The organism is Caulobacter sp. DWP3-1-3b2 (genome assembly GCF_049896325.1).
Lineage (GTDB): Bacteria > Pseudomonadota > Alphaproteobacteria > Caulobacterales > Caulobacteraceae > Caulobacter.
In genome coordinates this window covers 33891-55128 of sequence record NZ_JAFCUB010000026.1, presented here as the reverse complement: position 1 = coordinate 55128, position 21238 = coordinate 33891, and the positions used below count along the sequence as shown (strand labels likewise).

Annotated in this window: 13 protein-coding genes; 7 read left to right on the top strand and 6 right to left on the bottom strand. The window is 66.9% G+C overall.

Features of this window, described 5'->3' with window-relative positions:
- Positions 1 to 135 precede the first annotated feature (135 nt).
- Complete coding sequence (locus tag ACP7AG_RS15575) at positions 136 to 630, top strand: thermonuclease family protein (RefSeq protein ID WP_426015227.1); 495 nt, start codon at positions 136 to 138, stop codon at positions 628 to 630.
- Positions 631 to 686: 56 nt separating this feature from the next.
- Positions 687 to 1145 carry a DoxX family protein gene (locus tag ACP7AG_RS15570; protein WP_426015226.1) on the top strand — a complete coding sequence of 153 codons (459 nt, stop codon included), beginning with the start codon at positions 687 to 689 and terminating at the stop codon, positions 1143 to 1145.
- 98 nt (positions 1146 to 1243) lie between these two features.
- Here ACP7AG_RS15570 and ACP7AG_RS15565 read toward each other — a convergent pair whose 3' ends face one another.
- The 4 genes from ACP7AG_RS15565 to ACP7AG_RS15550 form a co-directional block, all read right to left on the bottom strand.
- Positions 1244 to 4384, bottom strand: a complete 3141-nt coding sequence (locus ACP7AG_RS15565; RefSeq protein WP_426031902.1) for an efflux RND transporter permease subunit — start codon at positions 4382 to 4384, stop codon at positions 1244 to 1246.
- Entirely contained in the window at positions 4384 to 5460 is a 1077-nt protein-coding gene (locus ACP7AG_RS15560) for an efflux RND transporter periplasmic adaptor subunit (RefSeq protein WP_426031900.1), read from the bottom strand. The genes ACP7AG_RS15565 and ACP7AG_RS15560 overlap by 1 nt, the downstream gene beginning before the upstream one ends.
- On the bottom strand, positions 5457 to 7016 hold the full coding sequence (locus ACP7AG_RS15555) for an efflux transporter outer membrane subunit (RefSeq protein WP_426031898.1): 1560 nt from the start codon (positions 7014 to 7016) through the stop codon (positions 5457 to 5459). The genes ACP7AG_RS15560 and ACP7AG_RS15555 overlap by 4 nt, the downstream gene beginning before the upstream one ends.
- 63 nt (positions 7017 to 7079) lie before the next feature.
- Positions 7080 to 7535 carry a MarR family winged helix-turn-helix transcriptional regulator gene (locus ACP7AG_RS15550; RefSeq protein ID WP_426031896.1) on the bottom strand — a complete coding sequence of 152 codons (456 nt, stop codon included), beginning with the start codon at positions 7533 to 7535 and terminating at the stop codon, positions 7080 to 7082.
- Between the two features lie 714 nt (positions 7536 to 8249).
- Between ACP7AG_RS15550 and ACP7AG_RS15545 the strand changes: the two genes are divergently transcribed.
- On the top strand, positions 8250 to 11252 hold the full coding sequence (locus ACP7AG_RS15545; protein WP_426031894.1) for a TonB-dependent receptor: 3003 nt from the start codon (positions 8250 to 8252) through the stop codon (positions 11250 to 11252).
- Positions 11253 to 11287: 35 nt separating this feature from the next.
- Here the strand turns inward: ACP7AG_RS15545 and ACP7AG_RS15540 are convergent, their stop codons facing one another.
- Positions 11288 to 12532 carry a TetR/AcrR family transcriptional regulator gene (locus tag ACP7AG_RS15540; RefSeq protein WP_426031892.1) on the bottom strand — a complete coding sequence of 415 codons (1245 nt, stop codon included), beginning with the start codon at positions 12530 to 12532 and terminating at the stop codon, positions 11288 to 11290.
- A gap of 172 nt (positions 12533 to 12704) precedes the next feature.
- Entirely contained in the window at positions 12705 to 14648 is a 1944-nt protein-coding gene (locus tag ACP7AG_RS15535; RefSeq protein ID WP_426031890.1) for an ATP-binding protein, read from the bottom strand.
- Positions 14649 to 14777: 129 nt separating this feature from the next.
- On the opposite strand from ACP7AG_RS15535, the gene ACP7AG_RS15530 reads away from it, so the two are divergent.
- The 4 genes from ACP7AG_RS15530 to ACP7AG_RS15515 all read left to right on the top strand — a co-directional run bounded on the left by ACP7AG_RS15530 (position 14778) and on the right by ACP7AG_RS15515 (position 21237).
- Positions 14778 to 16004, top strand: coding sequence for a serine hydrolase domain-containing protein (locus tag ACP7AG_RS15530; RefSeq protein ID WP_426015210.1), 1227 nt, complete (start codon positions 14778 to 14780; stop codon positions 16002 to 16004).
- Positions 16005 to 16431: 427 nt separating this feature from the next.
- Positions 16432 to 18510 carry a 3-hydroxyacyl-CoA dehydrogenase NAD-binding domain-containing protein gene (locus ACP7AG_RS15525; RefSeq protein WP_426031888.1) on the top strand — a complete coding sequence of 693 codons (2079 nt, stop codon included), beginning with the start codon at positions 16432 to 16434 and terminating at the stop codon, positions 18508 to 18510.
- Between the two features lie 73 nt (positions 18511 to 18583).
- Positions 18584 to 20131: a class I adenylate-forming enzyme family protein gene (locus ACP7AG_RS15520; protein WP_426031906.1), complete on the top strand. Its 1548-nt coding sequence runs from the start codon at positions 18584 to 18586 to the stop codon at positions 20129 to 20131.
- Positions 20132 to 20262: 131 nt separating this feature from the next.
- A complete protein-coding gene (locus ACP7AG_RS15515; protein WP_426031886.1) occupies positions 20263 to 21237 on the top strand; it encodes a DegT/DnrJ/EryC1/StrS family aminotransferase in 975 nt (324 codons plus the stop codon).
- Position 21238: the final 1 nt, after the last annotated feature.

Genomic DNA, 21238 nt, shown 5'->3' with positions numbered 1-21238 from the left:
GCGCCGCCTCCCGGACCCCAAGTCCCCAAACCTCCCCCCACCGGTCGCTACGCGACCACCTCCCCCACAGGGGGAGGACCTAGTCCGCCGCAGGCCGATGCACTACCTTCACCACAAGCCTGGAAGGGAAGTCCCGTGATCCGCAAACGCATGCTTGCCCTGTCGATGGCGACAGCCCTGACCGCTTGCCACAAGACGCCCGACCCACCCGCCTCCGTGCTCCAGCCCCCTGGCCTGGGCGACCGCGTGCGGGTGCTCGGCGCCGACGCCTTCGTGATCGACGGCCGGCATGTGCGGCTGGCCAACGCCTATGCTCCCCAGGGGGTGCCGGACGCTCGCTGCTGGGCCGAGGCCAGCGCGTCCAAACTGGCCAATGACTGGGTGCGCGCCAAGGTGCGCGAGGCTCGCGCCGTCACCGTCGAGCCGACGGGCGGGGTCGACGAGTATCATCGCGACCTGGCCCATGTCGGCTTCGACGGCGTCGACCTGGGACAGGCGCTGTTCGAGGCCGGCCTGGCCGGACGGCGCACCGACGCGCCCAATGGCCGGTTCTCGTGGTGCGATCCGATCAGCGGCCGGGCCACCGGGGCTCCGGCCGTCGGCACGCTGCTCGACAACGGGACACGCTGAGGCGCGGCGGGGCAACCGGAACGGCGCACGGCCATTGATAGCGGCGGGAGAGCCGCATGATCCAGATCTATCAGACCGCCACCGGCGCCCTTCACGGCCTTGCGCCCTACGCCGCCCTGGCGGCCAGGCTGGTGATAGGCGTGATGTTCGCACTGTCGGGCTGGTGCAAGCTGACCAACGCCGAGCAGCACGCCAAGATGCGCCGATCGCTGCAGGAGGCTGGGATTCGCGCGCCGGAGGTTCAAGGCTGGCTCGTTGCGGCCTGCGAGCTTCTGTTCGGCGGCCTGCTGGTCCTGGGCCTGGCGACGCCGCTCGGCGCCGGCGTCCTGGCGATCATCTGCTTGGTGGCCCTGTTCACGGTGACCGGCAAGGAAATCGAGGGCGCCTCGCCACTGATGCGGCTGTCGTCGCTGCTCTACAAGCCCGAGGTGCTGCTGCTGACGTTGCTGACCTGGCTGATTGTCGCGGGGCCGGGCTCGTTGTCGCTGGACGGTGCGCTGGGGCTGGCGGCTTAGCGACAGGCTTGGGGACACAGGCTTGGGGGCACACACTCATTCCTCGATACCTGCCGTCCTGGCGAGGCCGTGGAATGAGCGTGTGTCCTCGCTGCGCCCTACAGCCGGTCCACCGGCGACGCGGCCGCGCCGCCAGCCGCCTCGCGAGGGGTGGTCCAGCGCGACAGCTTTGGCGTCAGCCATTGCTCGATGTCGTCGACGATCTCGTAGACCACCGGCACCAGCACCAGCGACAGCACGGTCGAGGTGATCAGGCCGCCGATCACCGCCACGGCCATCGGCTGGCGGAATTCCGACCCCGTACCGATGCCGAGCGCCGTCGGCAGCATGCCGGCCATCATGGCCAGGGTGGTCATGACGATCGGCCGGGCCCGCTCGCGGCAGGCCTCGATGATGGCCTCACGCTGGCTCATCCCGGCCCGCTCCTGCTCGATGGCGTATTCGACCAGCAGGATCGAGTTCTTGGCCGCCAGGCCCATCAGCATCAGGAAGCCGATCAGCGACGGCATCGACAGCGACTGGCCGGTGATCAGCAGGGCGAAGAACGCCCCGCCGATCGCCAAAGGCAGGGCCGAGATGATGGTGATCGGTTTGAAGAAGCTGCGGAACAGCAGGATCAGCACCCCGAAGACCAGCCCGACCGCCGACAGCAGGGCGACCGCGAAACCGGTGAACAGTTCGACGAAGGCCTCCTGGTCGCCGGCCGTGGCCGGACCGACGCCGGGCGGCAGATGCTTCATGGTCGGCAGGGCGCCGACGTCGCTCATCGCCTGGCCCAGCTGGGCGCCGTTGTTGAGGTCGGCCTCGATGGTCACCTGACGCTTGCGCCCGAAGCGGTCGATCTTGGCCGGGCCGGCCTGGAACGACAGGTCGGCCACGGAGTCGAGGCGGGTCGTGCCGCCGCTGGCGGTGGGGATGCGCAGGGCGCCCAGGGCGTTGAGGTCGGCGCGGGTCTCGGCCGGCAGGCGCACACGGATCGGAATCCGCCGCTCGCCCTGGGTCATCTTGGCGACGTTGGAGTCGCTGTCGCCCACCGTGGCCACGCGGGCGATGGCGGCGATGTCTGCGGCGCTGACGCCGAGGCGCGCGGCCTCGTCGGCCTTGGGCCGGATGACGATTTCGGGGCCGCTGGGGGGCGAGGATGGGCGCGGATCGGCGACCGTGCTCAGGGCCTGCATCTCGCGCTCGATCTGGGCCGCCGTGCGCTCCAGCAGCGGGCCGTCTTCCGAGGTCAGGATGGTTTGCACCTCCGAAGTGCCCCAGTCGCCGAGCAGGTTGACCCGGGCGTCGGGGATGTCGTGCAGGCCGTTGCGCACCACCTGCTTGATCTGCGTCACCGTCAGGTCGCGCTTGCCGTTCAGGACGATGGTGATGGTCGCGTCGCGGATGTCCGAGCCGGCCACGCCGCCAAAGCCGCTGCCGATATTGGAGCCGACCTGGGCGAAGACGTGGGAGGTTTCCGGCCGGCCCCTGAACATCTTGGTCACCGCCTGGACGGTGCGTTCCATGTCGGCCGGGGTCGCGCCGGGCGGACCCTGGACCTTCAGGTAATAGAAGTTGGCGTTGGCGGCCGGTTGGAAGGCGGTGGGAATGAACTTCACCATGCCAAACGATCCGACCAGGATCACCGTGCCGATGATGATCGCCAGGATCCGGTGGTCCAGCGACCAGTCCAGCACATTGCGATAGAAGCCCTTGAAGTCCTTGCGCGGGTGGGCGTGCTCGACCGGCTTGAGGAAGTAGGCGGCCAGCAGCGGAGTCAGCAGGCGAGCCACGACCAGCGAGAACAGCACCGCCACCGCGACGGTCAGGCCGAACTCCTTGAAGAACTGACCGGGTGTGCCGGGCATGTAGGACACCGGCACGAACACCGCCACGATGGTGAAGGTGGTGGCCACCACGGCCAGGCCGATGGCGTCGGCCCCCTCGATCGCCGCCTGGAAGGGCCTCTGGCCGCGGGCGACGCGTTTCTCGATGTTCTCGATTTCGACCACGGCGTCATCGACCAGGATGCCGATGACCAGGGTCAGGGCCAGCAGGGTCACGACGTTCAGCGAGAAGCCCATCATCGCCATGAAGGCGAAGGTGGGGATCAGCGACACCGGCATGGCGATGGCGGTGATCAGGGTGGCCCGCCATTCGCGCAGGAACAGAAACACCACCAGCGAGGCCAGCAGCATGCCTTCCAGCAGGGTGTGCTCGGTGGCGGCGAAGCTGGCGCGGGTCTCATCGACGGTCGAGAAGATCTTCACGAACGACACGCCAGGCTGCTTGGCCTCAATGCCGCCGATGGCTTTCTTGATATTGTCCTCGACGGCCACGTCGCTGGAATCGCGGGTCTTCATCACCTGGAAGGCGACCACGGGTTTGCCGTCCAGGCGGGCAAAGCCGCGCTGCTCCTCGGCGCCCTGGCCCACCTGGGCGACGTCGGTCAGTTTCACATAGCGGCCGCCGACGATCGGGATGGTGATGTCGCGCAGCTGCTCGATGGTGGTGGCGGCGCCGAGCACCCGCAGGGTCTGCTCGCGACCACCAATGGTGGCCCGGCCGCCCGGCGCGTCGACGCTGAAGCTGGCCAGGGCCTGGTTCAGTTGCGGCGCGGTGACGCCGAAGCTGGCCAGGCGATCGGGGTCGATGATGACATTGATCTCGCGATCGATGCCGCCGACGCGGGACACCTGCGCCACGCCCTTTTCCCCCTGCAGGGCGCGGGTGACGGTGTCGTCGATGAACCACGACAGCTCGGTGGCGCTCATATTGGGCGCCGAGACGGCGTAGGTGATGATCGGGGCGCTGGTGATCTCCAGCCGCTGGACGATCGGCTCGTCAACCTCCTTGGGCAGCAGCGAGCGGGTCTGATCGACCTTGGAGCGCACCTCGTCGGTGACCTTCTGCAGGTCTTCGCCGAGGTTGAACTGAATGGTCGTGATCGACGCGCCCTGGACCACCGAGGAGGTGATGGTCTTGACGTTGGAGATGCTGGCCACGGCGTCCTCGATCGGACGGGTGACCTGGGTCTCCATCTCGCCGGGCGCGGCGCCGCTCTGGGTGACGGTCACCGACACCGAGGGGAACTCGACATTGGGGAACTGCTTGATCGGCAGGGTCAGGTAGCAGCCGATGCCGGCGATGATCAGGGCGATGAACAGCACCGCGACCGGGATCGGGTTGCGGATCGCCCAGGCGGAGATCTGCAGCTCGCGCGTTTTCTGCTGGGGGGTCTTCTGTTCGCCAGCCATCAGCGGGCCGCCTGCTGGCTCGGCGCCGAGGGACGGATGACATCGCCGTCGGTGACGAACGAGGCGCCGCCGAGCACGACGCGCGTGCCGGCCGGCGGGCCCTGGATCAGTTGAGCCCAGCCGCCGCCCTTCTGGCCGACCTTCACCGCCACCTGGTGGGCGCGGTTGTTGCTGTCGACGGTCATCAGAAACAGGCCGTCGGCCTCGTAGCGGATCGCCGACTCCGGCACCGCCGTGACGCTGGCGCCCGAGGCCCCAAAGGTGGCGCGACCAAAGCCGCCGGGCCTCAGGTCGGGACGGACCGGCAGGCGCACGCGCACCTTGCCCAGGCGGTTGGCGCTATCAACCCGGGGACTGACCAGGCGCACCACGCCCGAGACAGATTGGCCGCCGGGCAGGGACACCTGGGCGGGCTGGCCGGCGCGGATACCCGCCAGGTCAGCCTCGTTGACCTCGGCGTCCAGCTCGACCAAGCCGTCGCGGGCGATGGTGAACCAGGGCGCGCCGCCGCCGCCGGCGATCTGCCCCGGCTGCACGCCGCGCTGCAGGACCCGGCCGCTGACCGGGGCGGTGATGGTCATCCGCGAGACGCGGGTGCGGATTTCGTTGAGCGCGGCTTCCTGGGCCTTGGCCTGGTAGCGCCGGGTCTCGATCTGCTCCTGGCTCAGCACGCCCTGACCATCAAGGCCCGCGACGCGCTTGGCTTCCGCCTGGGCCTGGGCGGTGAGGGCGGCCTGCTGGTCGACCTGGGCGCGCAGCAGGGTGGAGTCAAGCTGAGCCAGGGGCTGGCCGGCTCGCACCCAGTCGCCTTCGTCGGCGAACAGCCGCGCCACGCGATAACCGCTGAGCTCGGAGCCGACGGCGGCTTCCTCGCGCGAGACGAGCTGGCCCGACGCCTCGACCCCGCCGCCCAGCGGCCGGGTCTCGATGCTGCCGACGCTGACGGTGCGGGCTTGGGAGGCCGCCGTCTTGACGGGCGCCTTGTCCTTCTTGTCGCCACAGGCGGTCAGGCCGACCGACGCGATCAGCAGGACAGCGGCGAGCGTGGTGCGGGTCGTCATGGGGGAGGATCTCATTTCGGGGAAACCTGGGTCGGGGAAACCTGGGTCGAGGAAACCTGGGTCGAGGAACCCTGGGGCGAGGCCGGCGCATCCGGAGACCAGCCTCCGCCGAGCGCCTTGTAGGTCTGGACAGCGTGCAACAGGGCGTCGGTGCGGGCCCCGGTCAGGGCGGTGCGGGCGGCGCGCCAGGACTGCTCGGCCTGGAGGGTGGTGGTCAGGTCGATCAAGCCCAGGCCGTAGCCCTTGCGGTTGGCGGTGTAGGCGCGTTCGGCGCGGGCCTCGCCGGCCGTCAGCAGGGTAACGCGACGCTGGTCGGCGGCCAGTTGCACCATGGCGTTCTCGGCCTCGCCATAGGCGGTCTGCACCGACCGCTCATAGGCGATGGCCGCCTGCTGGGTGCGGGCGTTCTGGGCGTCGATGTCGGCCAACAGGGCCGGGATGTTGAGCACCGGGATCGAGACATTGGCCCCGATCGACCAGGCCGAGCTGGTGGTCGAGGTCTGGCCGCTCCCGCCGCCGCCCGCGAAGGGGAAGGACGGCGAGACGCTCTTGGACAGCCCGACGCCCGGCGTCAGGTTGAAGGTCGGCAGCAGGGCCAGCTCATTGATCTTCAGATTGCCCGAGGCCGAGGCCAACCGCGCCTGGGCTTCGCGGATGTCGGGGCGGCGACCCAGCAGATCGCCGGGGATGGTCGCCGGCACGGGCGGGGCGGCGTCCAGCACGGCCGTGACCGTCAGGCTGCCTACGGAGTCGATCCCGCGGCCGACCAGGATCAGCAGGCTGCGCCGCGACGTGGCCAACTGGGCTTCCAGGTTGGCGACGCGCGCCTGGGTTCCGGCGAGGTCGGATTCGGCGCGGTCGGATTCCGAAGTGGCGATCAGGCCGGCATTGGCCTTCTTGACCGAAAAGTCGCGCAGCGAGGCGTTGATGCGCTCGGTTTGCCGGGCGTCGTCCAGTTGCACGGCCAGGCCCCGCGCTTCGAAATAGGACTGGGCGACATTGGCGGCCAGAGAGGCCCGCGCGCCCTCATAGGCGAAGCGGGCGGCGGCGAGGTCGTTGTTGACCACGCCCAGGGCGGCGCGCTTGCGGCCGAACAGATCCAGTTCCCAACTGACGTCGAAATTGGCGGCGTAGGCCTCGCTGTCGCCACCTTGGGTGAAGCCCGCCGCGCCACTGCTGTCGAGGATCTCGGTGTGGGTCTTCTTGGCGCTTCCGGTCAGGGGCGTGCCCGGGATGTAGATCTGGCGGATCTGGCCGCGGCGCACGGCGCGGGCCTCGTCCAGCACAGCTGCGGCGCTGCGGGCGTCGGGCGCCTTTTCAAGCGCCGTCTCGATCAGGCGGGTCAGCAGCGGGTCGTTGAAGGTGGTCCACCAGCGATCCAGGCTGGCCCGGGGCAGCGCGGTTCCGGCCGGCGCCTCATAGGCGGCGGGCAGGCGGGTGTCGGGCGTCGGGCGCGGGGTGCTGACGCAGCCGGCGAGGCTCAGGCTCAGGCTCAGGCCCAGCGCCAGGCCCAGCGCCAGGATCGACGCCGAGGTTTGGAATGGCCGAGGGCGGCGACGCTCACCGGTCATGAATGCACTCATCGACAAATACCTTTGGGCGCGTTCGCGCGGAGAGAGGGCTGGGCATCGCGTTCAGCAAGAGTCCGCGGTCGATGGAGGAAGGCCCGCAACGTCGCGATAGACGTCGACGACCTGATCCAGGAAGCCCTCGATGATCTGGCGCTCGGCCGGTGTCAGGCCGGCGATCACTCTGTCGAGACCGTCGATCATCGGCGCCAGCTTCTCGAAGGCTCTCTCCATCGAAGCTTCCACCGGAACCACGAAGATTTTGCGACGGTCGGTGGCCTTGCGTTGTCGCGAGACGTGACCGGCGCGCTCCAGGCGATCGACGATCTGGGTGGCGGCGGCGGTCGTCACCTTGAGACGTTCGGCCAGTTGGCTGGGCGTCAGAGGCCCGTTGTTCAGAAGCTGTTCCAGGGCCGCCATGTCGGTGACGTTGACGCCGAGGGCCTCGCCGATCTTCTTGCCGATCTCGCGATTCAGGAAGGAGATGGTCTTCAGGCGCTGACCGATCGGGTCGCGTGGCACATGCGCGCGCCATCCCTGCAGAGTCGGAGCCGGATGATCGGTTGTCATGACGGAGGACGTATTATTAAGATGCTTAGTAGTCAACCATCTTAATGGTGCGATGCACAAATTTGCGATTGGCTGACCGACCTGCAGGCGTGTTGACCAACGCCGCAGGCAAGTATCGTCGTGGCCGGCGCGGGCTGTCGTTGACCTAGATGGGATCGCGAGCGACTTCGAAAAGAGGCGCGGCGTCATTTGATTCCCTTGCTCTCAAAGGCGTCGCGCGCATGGCAGGCGCCGCCTACGGCGTCGACGCTTCCCGGATATGACGAACGACAGGCCGACTTCGCGACATAGGCGGGCCGAATAATTTCGCCCTTCGGGATTGGTCGCATCGCAGCATCGGGCGGTCATTCGCAGCCGAGCGGTTGACGTACCGTCAAAACATACCGCATCATCGAAACAGGTGTTCGACTCCTCGGGGCGGCCGCCGGTTCGCGCGGAATGGCGGACTTAAAATCAAACGTTTCAAGTACTGGCCCAAGGAGACCCTAAGCTTGTCGGCTCGTTTATCCGCATCTTCAAGTTTCGAAACGCGTCCTCGCGGCGACGTCGCAGCCTTTGCGGCGCCACGTTCCTCCGATCGGCGCGGCGCGGAGCGTGCCGCCGACTGAGATCTCTCCGAAGCCCAAAATGTCTGCGTTCAAAAAAAGCAGCTCGGGAGGGAAGACAATGAAAAGAACGACGTTCCTGCGGGGGGCTTCGGCCCTGACGCTCGTCACGGCCTTGGCGTGCAGCGCCGCCCATGCCCAGACCAAATCCAGGGATCAGGGGCCGGTCGAGGTCGAGGAGATCATCGTCACCGGTTCGTTCATCCGCGGCACGCCCGAGGACGCCTCGCTGCCGGTCGATGTGATCGGCGCGGAGGACCTGCAGAAGCAGGGCTCGCCCTCGACGGTCGAATTGCTCAAGGCGCTACCGGTCTCGAACGGCGTGCTGGGCGACACCAACCAGTTCGACAGTCGCGCCCAAGGCTCGGAAGGTTCAGGCTCGGTCAACCTGCGAGGCCTTGGCTCGCAAAGGACGCTGGTGCTCTTCAACGGCCGACGCATGGCGATCAATCCGCTGGCCGCGGCCGGCGCCGGCATCGTCGACACCAACATCATCCCCGCCGCCGCCATCGGCCGGATCGAGGTGCTGAAGGACGGCGCGGCGGCCACCTACGGTTCGGACGCCATCGCCGGCGTCGTCAACTTCATCACCAAGAAGAACTTCAATGGCCTGGAAGCCGGCGCCGACTATCGGTTCATCGACGGTTCCAAGGGCGACTACGGCCTGAACGTCACCTACGGCAAGGTCTGGGACAACGCCAATTTCCTGGGCTCCATCGGTTGGCAACACCGCTCGAAGCTGTCGGTGGCCGATCGCGACTGGGCTAACAAGCCCTATCTGACCAATCCGGAAGCGGGCTGGTCGGCGGCGGGCAATCCCTCGACCTTCATCCCCGCCGCCGCCTCGACGACAGGCTTCCGCGACCCCAGTTGCTCGACCCTGGGGGGCTTTGCGGGCTTCAGCGGCCTGACGCCGGTCTGCTACTGGCACTATTCGCCGTTCGACAATCTGGTCGAGAAGCAGGACGCCATCCAGGCCTATGGCGAGGTCAACGCCGACCTGTCGGCCAAGACCAAGTTCCATGCCGAGGTGCTGTACAGCCATACCGACGTACCCGACTGGAACACTTCGCCGTCCTACGCCGCCCTGGCCGTGCCAACCGCCGAGGCCGCCGCCGCCCCGACCCTGGCGGGCCGCTATTATGTGCCGGCCAACAACCCCGGCCTGATCGCCTTCATGGCCGCCAACCCGACTATCACCACCACCAGCCTGGTGACCGGCGCCCAGACCACCGTGCCCTCGACCATCCTGGCGGGCGGGGCGATCAACGCCGCCAACCGCCCGTACGGCCTGGGAGGCAACCCGGCCTTCGGCTACGGCCCTTCGATCGGCGCCCGGGCCTATGACGCCTTCCGGGTGTCCAGCGACCTGTCAGGCGAGTTCGACAACGGCATCGGCTGGGACATCGCCCTGACCTATTCGCAGGAGGTCGGGATCCGCACGGGTTACGACACCCTGGTTAACCGCTTCGAGTTGGCCCTGCGCGGCCTGGGCGGTTCGCGTTGCGACACCGACGCGGCCACCCCAGGCATCCAAGGCACGCCTGGTGTCGGCGGCTGTCTGTTCTACAACCCCTTCGCCAACGCCATCCCCGGCAACGCCATCACCGGCGTGGCCAATCCGGCCTACAACTCGGCCCTGGCCAACAGCGAGGAGGTGACCCGCTGGTTCTTCCAGAAACTGTCGACCAAACAGTCGTCGCGGCTGTTCGTCGGCGAGGCGGTGCTGAATGGCAAGACCAACATCACCCTGCCGGGCGGCGACATCGCCTGGGCGGCCGGGGTTCAGTATCGCCGCACCTATTTCAAGGCCGACTACAACAACATCAGCAACGCGGCGATCAATCCGTGCGTCAACACGCCCGACTTCGGCGTGACCAACTGCACGGGCTCGGTCCGCAACGGGCCCTTCATGTTCCTGGGCGTGGGCACCGAGGCTGACAAGCAGAGCGGCATCATGGCCGGGTTTGGTGAATTGAGCCTGCCGATCACCCAGTCCGTCCAGATGCAGCTGGCGGCCCGCTACGAGGACTATGGCGGGGCGACGGGCTCGACCTTCAATCCCAAGGCCGCGATCCGCTGGCAGGCGACCAAGTGGATGGCGTTCCGCGCCTCGGCTGGCTCCACCTTCCGCGGTCCGCCGGATCCGCAGTTGGTGACCTCGTCCATCACCTCGCTGCAGAGCATCCTGGGAGTGTTCCGCGCCGTCGACATCTACGGCAACCCCAACCTGCAGCCGGAAGAGGCCAACACCTATAACGCCGGCGTGCTGTTCAAGACCGGCGCCTTCAAGGCCAGCATCGACTATTTCCGGTTCGATTTCAAAAAGCCGATCGTCGCCGAACCGGTGGCCGGCATGGTTAGCGCCCTCTATCCGAACGGGGCGACGGGAGCCAACAACTGCGGCGTGGCCGCCTTCGCCGCCCTGCAGTCGCGCTTCACCTACAACACCAACTGCAACACGATCTCGTCGATCGCCCGCCTGCGGACCAACTATGTCAACGGGCCCGACATCCGCAATTCGGGCTTCGACTTCTCGGCCGACTACCTGTTCGAGGGTGTGCTGGGCGGCAATGTCGCGCTGGGGACCAACGCCACCTACATCTCCGAATACAAGGTGTCGGCGCAGACTGTCGAAGGGGTGGTGGTCTCGCCGGCCTTCGACGCGGTTGGCAAGCTGAACTACCAGACGATCGCCGTGCCGATTCCGCAGTGGAAGGGCGACGTCTATGCCCAATGGTCGATGGGGCCGCATAACCTGCGGGCCACGGTGCACTATATCGACAGCTACACCGACCGGCGCACCGCGCCGTTCGCCACCGGCGCCTACAAAGACACCACCGGCGCGCCGGTGACGGTCTCCGCCGGCAAGACGATCGACAAGCAGATCCTCACCGACCTGGCCTATCGGGTGTTCCTGCCCTGGGACACCACCCTGACGGCGGCGATCACCAATGTTTTCGACAAGGATCCGTCCTATGCGAGGCTGGACCTGGGCTATGACCCCTTCACGGGCGACCCCCTGGGACGGACCTACAAGATGGGGATCCGCAAGAAGTTCTAACCTTTTTTCGCCCTCTCCCGGAGGGAGAGGGTTTCCTACTTTGTGAACAGTCCCATCAGAAGCGGCCGGGCGAACAGCCTGGCCGCTTCGTCGCGTTCGACGCCGGGCACCCAGGCGCCCAGCGAGGCCGCCGCGTTGAGCATCGAATTGATCATGTGGGCCGCGATCATCGGATCGACCGCCCGCACAGAGCGCTCCGCCACCCCATCGGAAATGATCGCCGCGAACCGCTCCGAGCCACGGTTGTAGCCTTGCGACATCTCGTGGCGAATCTCGATCGGCAACGCCCCCATCGACGAGGCGCGCAGCAGCGGACCGTGCTCTGACAGCTGATACTCGACCAAGGCCGCCGTCGCCGCGGCGACCTGCTCCCAGCCATCCTGGCCAAGGGCCCGGGCGTCGGCCTGGGCCTTGCGGGTGACGGCGAAGGTGCGCTCGAAACACTCCACCACCAGGGCGTCCTTGTCCTCATGGTGGTGGTAGAACGAACCCTTGGTGACGTTGAGCTGGGCCGAGATTTCTTCAACCGAAGCCCCGCGATAGCCCCGCTGGTTGATCAGGCGGGTGGCGGCCACCAGGAAGGTTTCACGCCATTCCTGGCCGTCGGGCGACTGCGGCGTCGGGTCGGGCAGGGCGGCCGGCGCCCAGTCGCGACTCTCCCCCTTCTCGTTGGGAGGGGCCAAGCCATTGACCAGGATGTCGTACATCTTGTCGCGCACCCGGCCGTAATCATCGACGTCGTAGCGCCGCAACCACGAGCCGGCCCAGAACATCTGCTCCAGCAGCAGGTGAGTGCGGGCGTTGCGCTCGCGCTTGTCGAGATGCTCGAAGTCTGGCCCTTCGAAAAAGCGCCTTACCCGGCGAAACAGGTCGGCGAACGCGCCCTGCACCGAGGCGCGCAAAGGCTCCTTCAGGGCCCGCATTTCGGTGAAGCTTGTCAAAGGCGCGGCCTCCCCCAATCGCACCCTGCGGTTCAGGTCGAGATAGAGCTCGAGGAACTTCAACAGGCGGCCACGGCGATCGGGCGCGCGGTCGGCCTCGGTGACGAGGGCGTCGAAGCGTTCCAGCCCGCGCATGAAACAGGCGGCCGCCAGGTCGTCCTTCTTGCGGTAATAATAGGTGACGCTGGTGGTGATCAGTCCGACCTTGGCGGCGACGTCGGCCAGGGTCATGCCCTTGACGCCCTGGCGATTGAGGATCGCGGTCGCGGCGGCGAGGATCGTCTCCTTCTTCTTCGCGTACCGCTCCGTGGCGGGGGTCGCGACCCGACCGTCATCCATGTGCTTGCCCTTCAACGCCGGTCACCGCGCGCGGCTTTTGGACCGGTTAGTCCAATTTAGGAAGCCCCAGCGACGTCACAAGACGCGCGCGACCCTTCCGGCGCCGCTTTCATGGGCGCTCGATCTTGCTGCCGTATTGCAGGCGTGCGGCGGAAGCGGGACGCTCCAAGCCTCAGGTCGCCTGGCGTGCGCTATCCGCCTCCGTCAGGGTCGCGGCGGCCAGGACGGCGGCGATGGTCTGGACCAGGACGGTGGGCGACAACGGCTTGGCGACGGCGCCGTTCATGCCCGCCGCCAGATAGGCCGCCTGCTGGTGCGCCATGGCGTTGGCGGTCATGGCGACGATCGGCGTCCGCGCCGCCGCGCCGCCCAGGTCGCGGATTCGCCGCGTGGCCTCGACCCCATCGATGCCGGGCATCTGAATGTCCATGAAGATCAGGTCGTAGCCGCCTTGGGCGCCAGAACGGTTGGCGGCTTCCACGCCGGCCGTGCCGTCCTCGGCCGTTTCGACCACCGCGCCCATGGCCTCCAGCAGGCGACTGGCGATCAGCCGGTTGGTGGCGTTGTCCTCGACGATCAACACCCGCAGGCCGGCCAGCAAAGCAATCTCAACCTCGTCGTTCTCCGCGACGGTCTCGACGGCGCGTTCGACGTCGATCTCCAGCCAGAAGGTCGAGCCCTGGCCTGGCTGGCTGGTGAAGCCAATGTCGCCGCCCATCAGGGTGGCCAGGCGACGGGTTATGGCCAGGCCCAGTCCCGCGCCGCCGAACCGCCGCGTGGTCGAGCCGTCGGCCTGGTTGAAGCGCCCGAACAGGCCCGCGCCTGCGGCCTCGTCGATACCGACCCCGCTGTCTTCGATCTCGAAGCGCAAACGCAGGCCGTCGGCGGCTTCACGTGAGGTCAGCCGCGCCTGAACGCCGCCTTCCAGGGTGAACTTCACTGCGTTGCCCAGCAGATTGAACAGCCCTTGGCGCAGCCGCAGGGGGTCGGCGTTGACCCATCCAATGCCAGGATCGACCGTGACATCGAGCGCCAGGCCGCGTTCCTGGGCCTGGGGCCTCAGCAGCTCGGCGACGCTGCGCAGCAGGGCGGCAGGGTCGATCGGCTCGGGATTGAGCTCAAGTTTGCCGGCTTCGATCTTCGAAAAGTCGATGATGTCGTTGAGCAGTTCGGACAGCATGGCGCCGCAGCCCAGGGCCTCGTTCAGCAGCAGGCGACCGTCTTCAGACAGCTTTTCGCGCTTGAGCAGGTGCATGACGCCCAGCACGCCGTTCATTGGGGTGCGGATTTCGTGGCTCATATTGGCCAGGAACTGCGACTTGGCGTCGGCGGCGTCCAGGGCGGCGTCGCGGGCGGCGACCAGTTCTGTCACATTCTGGCTGATGCCGATCACGTCCCAGGTGTTGGCGCTGGCGCCTTTGACGCCGCGCCAGGCCGCGCGCATCCAGACCCAGATCTGGTTGGCCGGATCGAGATAGCGGTAGGTCAGGACCTGATGGTCGCCCTGCGCCAGGGTCTGGATGAAGGCGTTCCACACCCTCTGGCGATCCTCGCCATGGATCGAGGTGGTCATTTCCTGGATCGTCATTATCCGGACCCCGCCCTGGGGCGAGGAGGGGGTGGCGATGTCCTGCTCGAAAACATAGACGCCCTTGCGAGCATCGAAGCGCCAGACATAGACCCCGGCGGCGTTGCGCAGCAATTCGTTGGCGCGCTCAGCCTGCTGGCGCTCGATGCGACGCGTGCGGTCCTCGCTGAAATCCTGGAACACGATAAGCAGGGCTTCGCCGGGCAGGGCCTTCGATTGCGAGCGCACCCACAGCCATCCGCCGCCCTTGCGGGCCAGGCGGTGTTCGGAGCGCGCCTGGCCTTGTGCGCGCAGGGCGGCCCCAATGGCCTGGATGGTCTCGGTGTCGTGCAGGTGGAAGAAATCGCGGATGGGGCGGCCCAAGGTTTCCTGGGCGGTCCAGCCGGTCAGCCTGATCCAGGCGGGATTGACCCGCGTGATGGCGCTCTCCTCGATCACCACGAACATGTCGAGGCTGTTGTCGAAGAACCAATCGGCGGCGGCCTGCTCGATCTGCGTGGGCGGCTTGTCGTGCAAGTACTTGCCCATCCCCATTCCCTAGTTTTCAATCGATATGCGCATGATCGGGTAAAGTTAGCGTTTCGACGTACCGCTTCTTCGATCGGCCTCAAGAACAGTGGACGCCGCCCGCCTCGGGTGGCCGTGGGAGATACGCAGTTGAGCACACCGGAAGCCGTGGGTCTGTCGTCGGACCGATTGAAGCGCATCGACGCCTTCATCCAAGACCAATATATCGCGCCCGGAAAACTGCCGTGCGCTCTCGTTCAGGTCTGGCGTCGTGGCCAGTTGGCCCATACCGCGATCCTGGGCTCCGCCGACAAGGAACGCGGCTTGCCGCTGAAGGCCGACAGCCTGTTTCGCATCTATTCGATGACCAAGCCGATCACCTCGATCGCCTTCATGATGCTGGTCGAGGAGGGTAAGGTCGCGCTTGACGATCCGGTGCACCGCTACATCCCGGCCTGGAAAAACCTGGGCGTGTTCCAGGCTGGCGTGGCGGGCGCGTTCCAGACCAAGCCCGTCTCCGAGCCCATGCGGATCGTCGATCTGCTGCGCCATACCGCCGGTTTGACCTATGGCTTCCAGCAGCGAAGCAATGTCGACGCGGCCTATCGCAAGCTGAAGCTCGATGGGGTCGATAGCGACGGCGGGCTGAATGACTTCATCGGGACGCTGGGAACCGTGCCGCTGGAATTCAGCCCTGGCGAGGCCTGGAACTATTCGGTGGCCACCGACGTGCTGGGCTATCTGGTTCAGCTGATTTCGGGCCAGCCATTCGAGACGTTTCTTAAGGAGCGGATTTTCGACCCGCTGAAGATGGTCGATACCGGTTTCTTCGTCCCGGAAAGTCAGAAGGACCGTTTTACCGCCTGCTACACCCTCAACGCCAAGGGTGAGGTGGTGCTGCAGGACGATCCCGAGACCAGCCGCTACCTCACCGATCCCTCGGTCAAGTCGGGCGGCGGCGGGCTGGTCTCGACGGCCGACGATTACATGCGGTTCTGCCGCATGCTGCTGAACGGCGGCGAACTGGACGGGGCCCGGATCGTCAGCCCCAAGACCTTGAAGCTGATGACCACCAATCATCTGCCAGGCGGCAAGGAACTGACGGAGATGTCGCAATCGCTGTTCAGCGAAGCGGTGTTCGAGGGCCTGGGCTTTGGCCTCGGCTTCGCGATGACCGTCGATCAGGCCCGAACCAGGAACCTTGGCTCGCTGGGCGAATATTTCTGGGGCGGCATGGCCTCGACCGCATTCTGGATCGATCCGGTCGAGGATCTGGCGGTGGTGTTCATGACCCAGCTGATCCCGTCCTCGGCCTACCCGATCCGGCGCGAGCTGCGCACCCTGGTCTATGCGGCCTTCACGGAGTCGGCGGCTTAGGGCACAGAGCCTGGAAAGAAAGCGGCGCGGGAGAGGGCTCCCGCGCCGAGTGCGCTTCACCTAGTCGACACGCCTGTCGGCGCGCCGCGTCCGCTCCGGATCGGTTTCGAAGATGGGGGACGCATGCAAGTCGCTCCCTGGAAACCGAGTCAGCGCGTACGCCCCTTGTCAGCCGGACCATTTGTCCAAGGCCGCCTGGTGTTGGCGGGCCTCTTGTCCTGGCGATTATCCCCCACCGCCCGAATGTTCAGACTGAAACTGGCATTTTCGAATTTCTAGTATGATCTTCGCGCCGTCAACGGCCGGCGCCTAAATTTCCGGCGCCGTTCGCGACCCCTGGACTTCACCGCCCGGTCTGTGCAGGTTTCGCTTCAAACAACCGTTCAAACTCAAGAACGTGCAACGCCAGCTCAGGGATGGAAGCGCCATGGCCGCGATCAACACCGTCACGGACTTCTCGGTCGAGGGCGACATCGGCGTCGTCACGCTGAACTCGCCGCCAGTCAACGCCCTTTCGGCGGCGGTGCGCGAGGGGCTGTCCAAGGGTTTCGAGGCGGCGATCGCCGATCCGGCGGTCCGGGCCATCGTGCTGATCTGCGAGGGCAAGACCTTCATCGCCGGCGCCGACATCACCGAATTCGGCAAGGCCATGACGGGGCCGTCTCTGCAGGACGTTCAGAACACCATCGAGAACTCGCCCAAGCCGGTGATCGCCGCGATCCACGGCACTGTGCTGGGCGGCGGTCTGGAGGTGGCGCTGGTGGCGCACTACCGCGTCGCCGTGCCCTCGGCCAAGGCTGGCCTGCCCGAGGTGAACATCGGCCTGCTGCCCGGCGCCGGCGGCACCCAACGCCTGCCGCGCGTGGTGGGCGTCGAAAAGGCCCTGGAGATGGTCACCACCGGCCAGCACATCCCGGCCAAGGCCGCGCTGGCCATGGGCCTGTTCGACTCGATCGTCGAGGAAGGCGCTCTACGCGACGGGGCCATCGCCTTCGCCAAGGTGGTGCTGGCCGAGGACCAGCCCCTGACCCGCATCCGCGACCAGAACGCCAAGGTCGAGGCCGCGCGCGGCAAGCCCGAGATCTTCAGCGAATATCGCAAGGCCAACGCCCGCAAGTTCCGCGGTTTCCTGGCCCCGGAGAACAACATCAAGGCCATCGAGGCGGCCGTCAACCTGCCCTTCGACGAGGGGCTGAAGGAAGAGCGCAAGCTGTTCATGGAGCTGATGACCGGCAGCCAGTCGGCCGCCCAGCGCCACGTGTTCTTCGCCGAACGCCAGGCCAACAAGATCCCCGACGTGCCGGACGACACCGCCATCATCCCGGTCAAGAAGGTCGGGGTGATCGGGGCCGGCACCATGGGCGGCGGCATCTCGATGAACTTCCTCAACGCCGGCATCCCGGTGACGATCATCGAGGCCAAGCAGGAGAATCTGGATCGCGGCGTCGGGGTGATCCGCAAGAACTACGAAAACACCGCCAAGAAGGGCCGCCTGACCCAGGACGACGTCGAAAAGCGCATGGGCCTGCTGACACCCTCCATGCACCTGGAAGACCTGGCCGACTGCGACCTGATCATCGAGGCGGTGTTCGAGCTGATGGAGATCAAGAAGGAGGTGTTCGGCAAGCTGGACACGATCGCCAAGCCCGGCGCGATCCTGGCCTCCAACACCTCCTATCTCGACATCGACGTCATCGCCGCCTCGACCTCGCGGCCGCAAAGCGTGATCGGCCTGCACTTTTTCTCGCCGGCCAATGTGATGAAGCTGCTGGAGATCGTACGCGGCGAAAAGACCGACAAGTCGGTGATCGCCACCTCGATGCAGATCGGCAAGAAGATCGGCAAGGTCGCGGTGCTGGTCGGCAACTGCCACGGCTTCGTCGGTAATCGCATGCTGGCCCAGCGCCAGCGCGAGGCCCAGAAGCTGATCCTGGAAGGCGCCATGCCCTGGGACGTCGACCGCGTGCTGTACGACTTCGGCCTGCCGATGGGGCCGTTCGCCATGAGCGACCTGGCCGGTCTCGACATCGGCTGGGACCAGACCAAGTCGAGCTCATCCACAGTGCGCGAAGTGCTGTGCGAGATGGACCGCCGCGGCCAAAAAAACGGCAAGGGCTTCTACGACTACGACGAGAACCGCGTCGCCAAGCCGAGCAAAGAGGTCGAGCAGGTGATCCTCGACTTCGCCGAAAAGCGCCAGATCAAGCGTCGCGCGATCAGTGACCAGGAGATCCTGGAGCGGTGCCTGTATCCGATGGTCAATGAGGGGGCCAAGATCCTGGAAGAGGGCAAGGCGATCCGGGCGTCGGACATCGATACCGTCTGGATCAACGGCTATGGCTGGCCGGTCTATACCGGCGGCCCGATGTTCTGGGGCGAGCTGGTGGGGCTCGATAAGGTGTTGGCCAAGATGAAGGCGTTCCAGGCCGAGTTGGGCGACGACTTCAAGCCTTCGGCCCTGCTGGAACGGCTGGTGGCCGAGGGCAAGGGGTTCAAGGACGCATGAGGCGTTCGGCGAAGCCGCTGGGGACAGGCACATGTGCCTGTCCCCGTCCGGGGCACTGAGTAGGACTTCCATGATCACCATCGCCGACATGATGACCGCCGACTACGGCGTGATGGGCGACATCCTCCGGCTTCGGGCCCAGGAGCATCCCGACCACTCGGCCGTGATCCTGGAAACCGGCGAGGCCGTGACCTACGCCCAGTTCGACGCCCTGGCCGACCGCGTGGCCGCCGCCCTGCAGCGCGACGGGATCGGCCGAAACGAGGCCGTCGCCGTCTGCGCCCTGTCATCCATTCCGTACACGGCGCTGTTCCTCGGCGCCCTGCGAGCCGGCGTCGCCGTCGCGCCCCTGGCCCCGTCCTCGACGCCGGAGGCCATCGCCGGCATGGTCGCCGACTGCGGGGCGCGATTGTTCTTCATGGACGCCGGCGTCGCCGAGGCTCAGAAGCCCGCGCCCATCGCCGTGCGCTACATCGCCCTGGACGGCGCGGACTTCGGCGAGGCCTTCGACGCCTGGCTGGCCCCGGACGGCGTCCGGCCAGAGCCCGTGACCATCGCGCCCGAAGACCCCTTCAACATCATCTATTCCAGCGGCACCACCGGCGCGCCCAAGGGCATCGTCCAGTCGCACGCCATGCGCTGGAAGCACGTGTTCCGGGGCGACGCCGTGGGCTACGGGTCCGACACCGTCACCCTTCTGTCGACGCCGCTCTATTCCAACACCACCCTGGTCTGCTTCTTTCCCACCCTGGCGGGCGGCGGCACGGTGTTGCTGATGAAGAAGTTCGACGCCGGCAAATATCTCGAACTGGCCCAGCATCATCGCATGACCCACACCATGCTGGTGCCCGTGCAGTACCGCCGGCTGATGGACCGCCCCGACTTCGGCGACTTCGACCTGTCCTCGACCCGCCTGAAGTTCTGCACCAGCGCGCCCTTCGCCGCCGAGCTGAAGGGGGAGGTCCTGGCTCGCTGGCCCGGCGGGCTGGTCGAGTATTTCGGCATGACCGAGGGCGGCGGCACCTGCATCCTGATGGCCCACGAGCATCCGGACAAGCTGCACACGGTCGGCCGCCCAGCGCCCGGCCATGACATCCGGCTGATCGACGAGGATGGCGTGCAGGTTGGCCCGGGCGTGGTCGGCGAGATCGTCGGCCGCTCGGCGGGCATGATGAACGGCTATCACGGCCAGCCGGGCAAGACCGCCGAGGCGACCTGGCGCTCGCCCGAGGGTTGGAGCTTTATCCGGACCGGCGACGTCGGTCGCTTTGATGAGGACGGCTTCCTCACCCTGATGGATCGCAAGAAGGACATGATCATCAGCGGCGGTTTCAACATCTATCCCAGCGACATCGAGGCGCAGATCGTCAAGCACGAGGATGTGGTCGAGGCCGCGGTGGTCGGCGTGCCGTCCGACGCCTGGGGCGAATCGCCGGTGGCCTTCGTGGCGCTGAGGCGTGATGCGCGAATCGACTCGGCGGGGTTGAGGGACTGGGTCAATGCTCGGCTGGGCAAGACCCAGCGACTGGTCGACCTGCGTCTCGTGGAATCCTTGCCCCGCAGTCATATCGGCAAGGTTCTGAAACGCGAACTGCGCGACGAATGGACGGCTTCTGCCTAGGTCAAAGATTCCGGCGCCAAAAATGCCGCGACGGCGCGCCGCATGCGCATCATCCGAGTCACTCGATACGTTTGCTTAACCATAAGGTGATGCCGTGTGGCAAAGCCGGATTCGTCGGAAACGTAATCCTGATGCAGCCTCAGTCCCAAGCCGCGCCCTCGGGCCAGGTCAGCAAGCGCGAGCGACTCGTCAAGCGCGGGGTGCCCGTCGACTTCGCGGCCGTCGAGCATTTGCTGCGCCAGGGCCTGACGCCGGGCCTGGACGCCAAGCTGGCCGACCGATTCGATCGTCCGACCGCCGTCCGCGCGGTCTCGACCCGGGTCGCCGCCCTGGCCGCCGCCTTGGCCGCCGCCGGCGCGCGTCGCGGCGGCGTCTGCATCGTTCCCGCCCTGGCCTCGGCCGCCACGCTTCAGGGCATCGCCGCCGCCGGTCTCCGGCCGTGGCTGGTCGATGTGGATCCCTACAGCTGGATGTTCGACCCCGCCCACCTGCGCGAGCGACTGGGTGAGGCTCCCCCGCCGATCGAGGCCATTGTCCCCACCTGCGCCTTTGGCCGAGCGCCGGACATGACGGCCTGGGCCGCGTTCCACATCGAGACGGGCCTGCCGATCGTCGTCGACGCCGCAGAGGGCTTCGACGTGGTGATGGAAGCCCCCGTTCCCGTGGTGGTCGGCATGCCCGGCGGTCGCGGGGTGTTCGTGGCCTGCGAGGACGCCGATTTCGTCGCCCGCCTTGATGCGCCGGCCTTTTCCGGTGACGCGGGTCTGGACGCCTGGTCGGGCCAGCGCCTGCGCCTGGCCACCGCCGCCCAGCGCCTGCGGATGCTGCTCCTGGGCGCGCCGATCGGTTTTCAGCCGGGCTGGGGGATGAGCTGGGTGTCCGACGCCTGGGTCGTCAGCCTGCAGGAGGGCGCGGCGCCCTCCGTGGCCGCCAAGCTGGCCGAAATGGACTACGCCACCAACGCCGTCGGCCCGGGCCACGCCGCCCGCGACGAGACGCCGGTGGCCGATCGGTTGGCCAAGTCGGTGCTGAGCCTGCCGTTCAGCGCGGATCTGGGCATCGCCGAGCTGGACGAGTTGGCGGACGCGGTGCGCCGGGCGCTCTAGC

Bases quoted from the DNA above. Each gene is read 5' to 3' on its own strand.
- ACP7AG_RS15545 (WP_426031894.1), top strand. From the start codon at position 8,250: ATGAAAAGAACGACGTTCCTGCGGGGGGCTTCGGCCCTGACGCTCGTC.
- ACP7AG_RS15525 (WP_426031888.1), top strand. From the start codon at position 16,432: ATGGCCGCGATCAACACCGTCACGGACTTCTCGGTCGAGGGCGACATC.
- ACP7AG_RS15540 (WP_426031892.1), bottom strand. From the start codon at position 12,532: ATGGATGACGGTCGGGTCGCGACCCCCGCCACGGAGCGGTACGCGAAG.
- ACP7AG_RS15555 (WP_426031898.1), bottom strand. From the start codon at position 7,016: ATGACCGGTGAGCGTCGCCGCCCTCGGCCATTCCAAACCTCGGCGTCG.
- ACP7AG_RS15535 (WP_426031890.1), bottom strand. From the start codon at position 14,648: ATGGGCAAGTACTTGCACGACAAGCCGCCCACGCAGATCGAGCAGGCC.
- ACP7AG_RS15565 (WP_426031902.1), bottom strand. From the start codon at position 4,384: ATGGCTGGCGAACAGAAGACCCCCCAGCAGAAAACGCGCGAGCTGCAG.
- ACP7AG_RS15515 (WP_426031886.1), top strand. From the start codon at position 20,263: ATGCAGCCTCAGTCCCAAGCCGCGCCCTCGGGCCAGGTCAGCAAGCGC.
- ACP7AG_RS15560 (WP_426031900.1), bottom strand. From the start codon at position 5,460: ATGAGATCCTCCCCCATGACGACCCGCACCACGCTCGCCGCTGTCCTG.
- ACP7AG_RS15570 (WP_426015226.1), top strand. From the start codon at position 687: ATGATCCAGATCTATCAGACCGCCACCGGCGCCCTTCACGGCCTTGCG.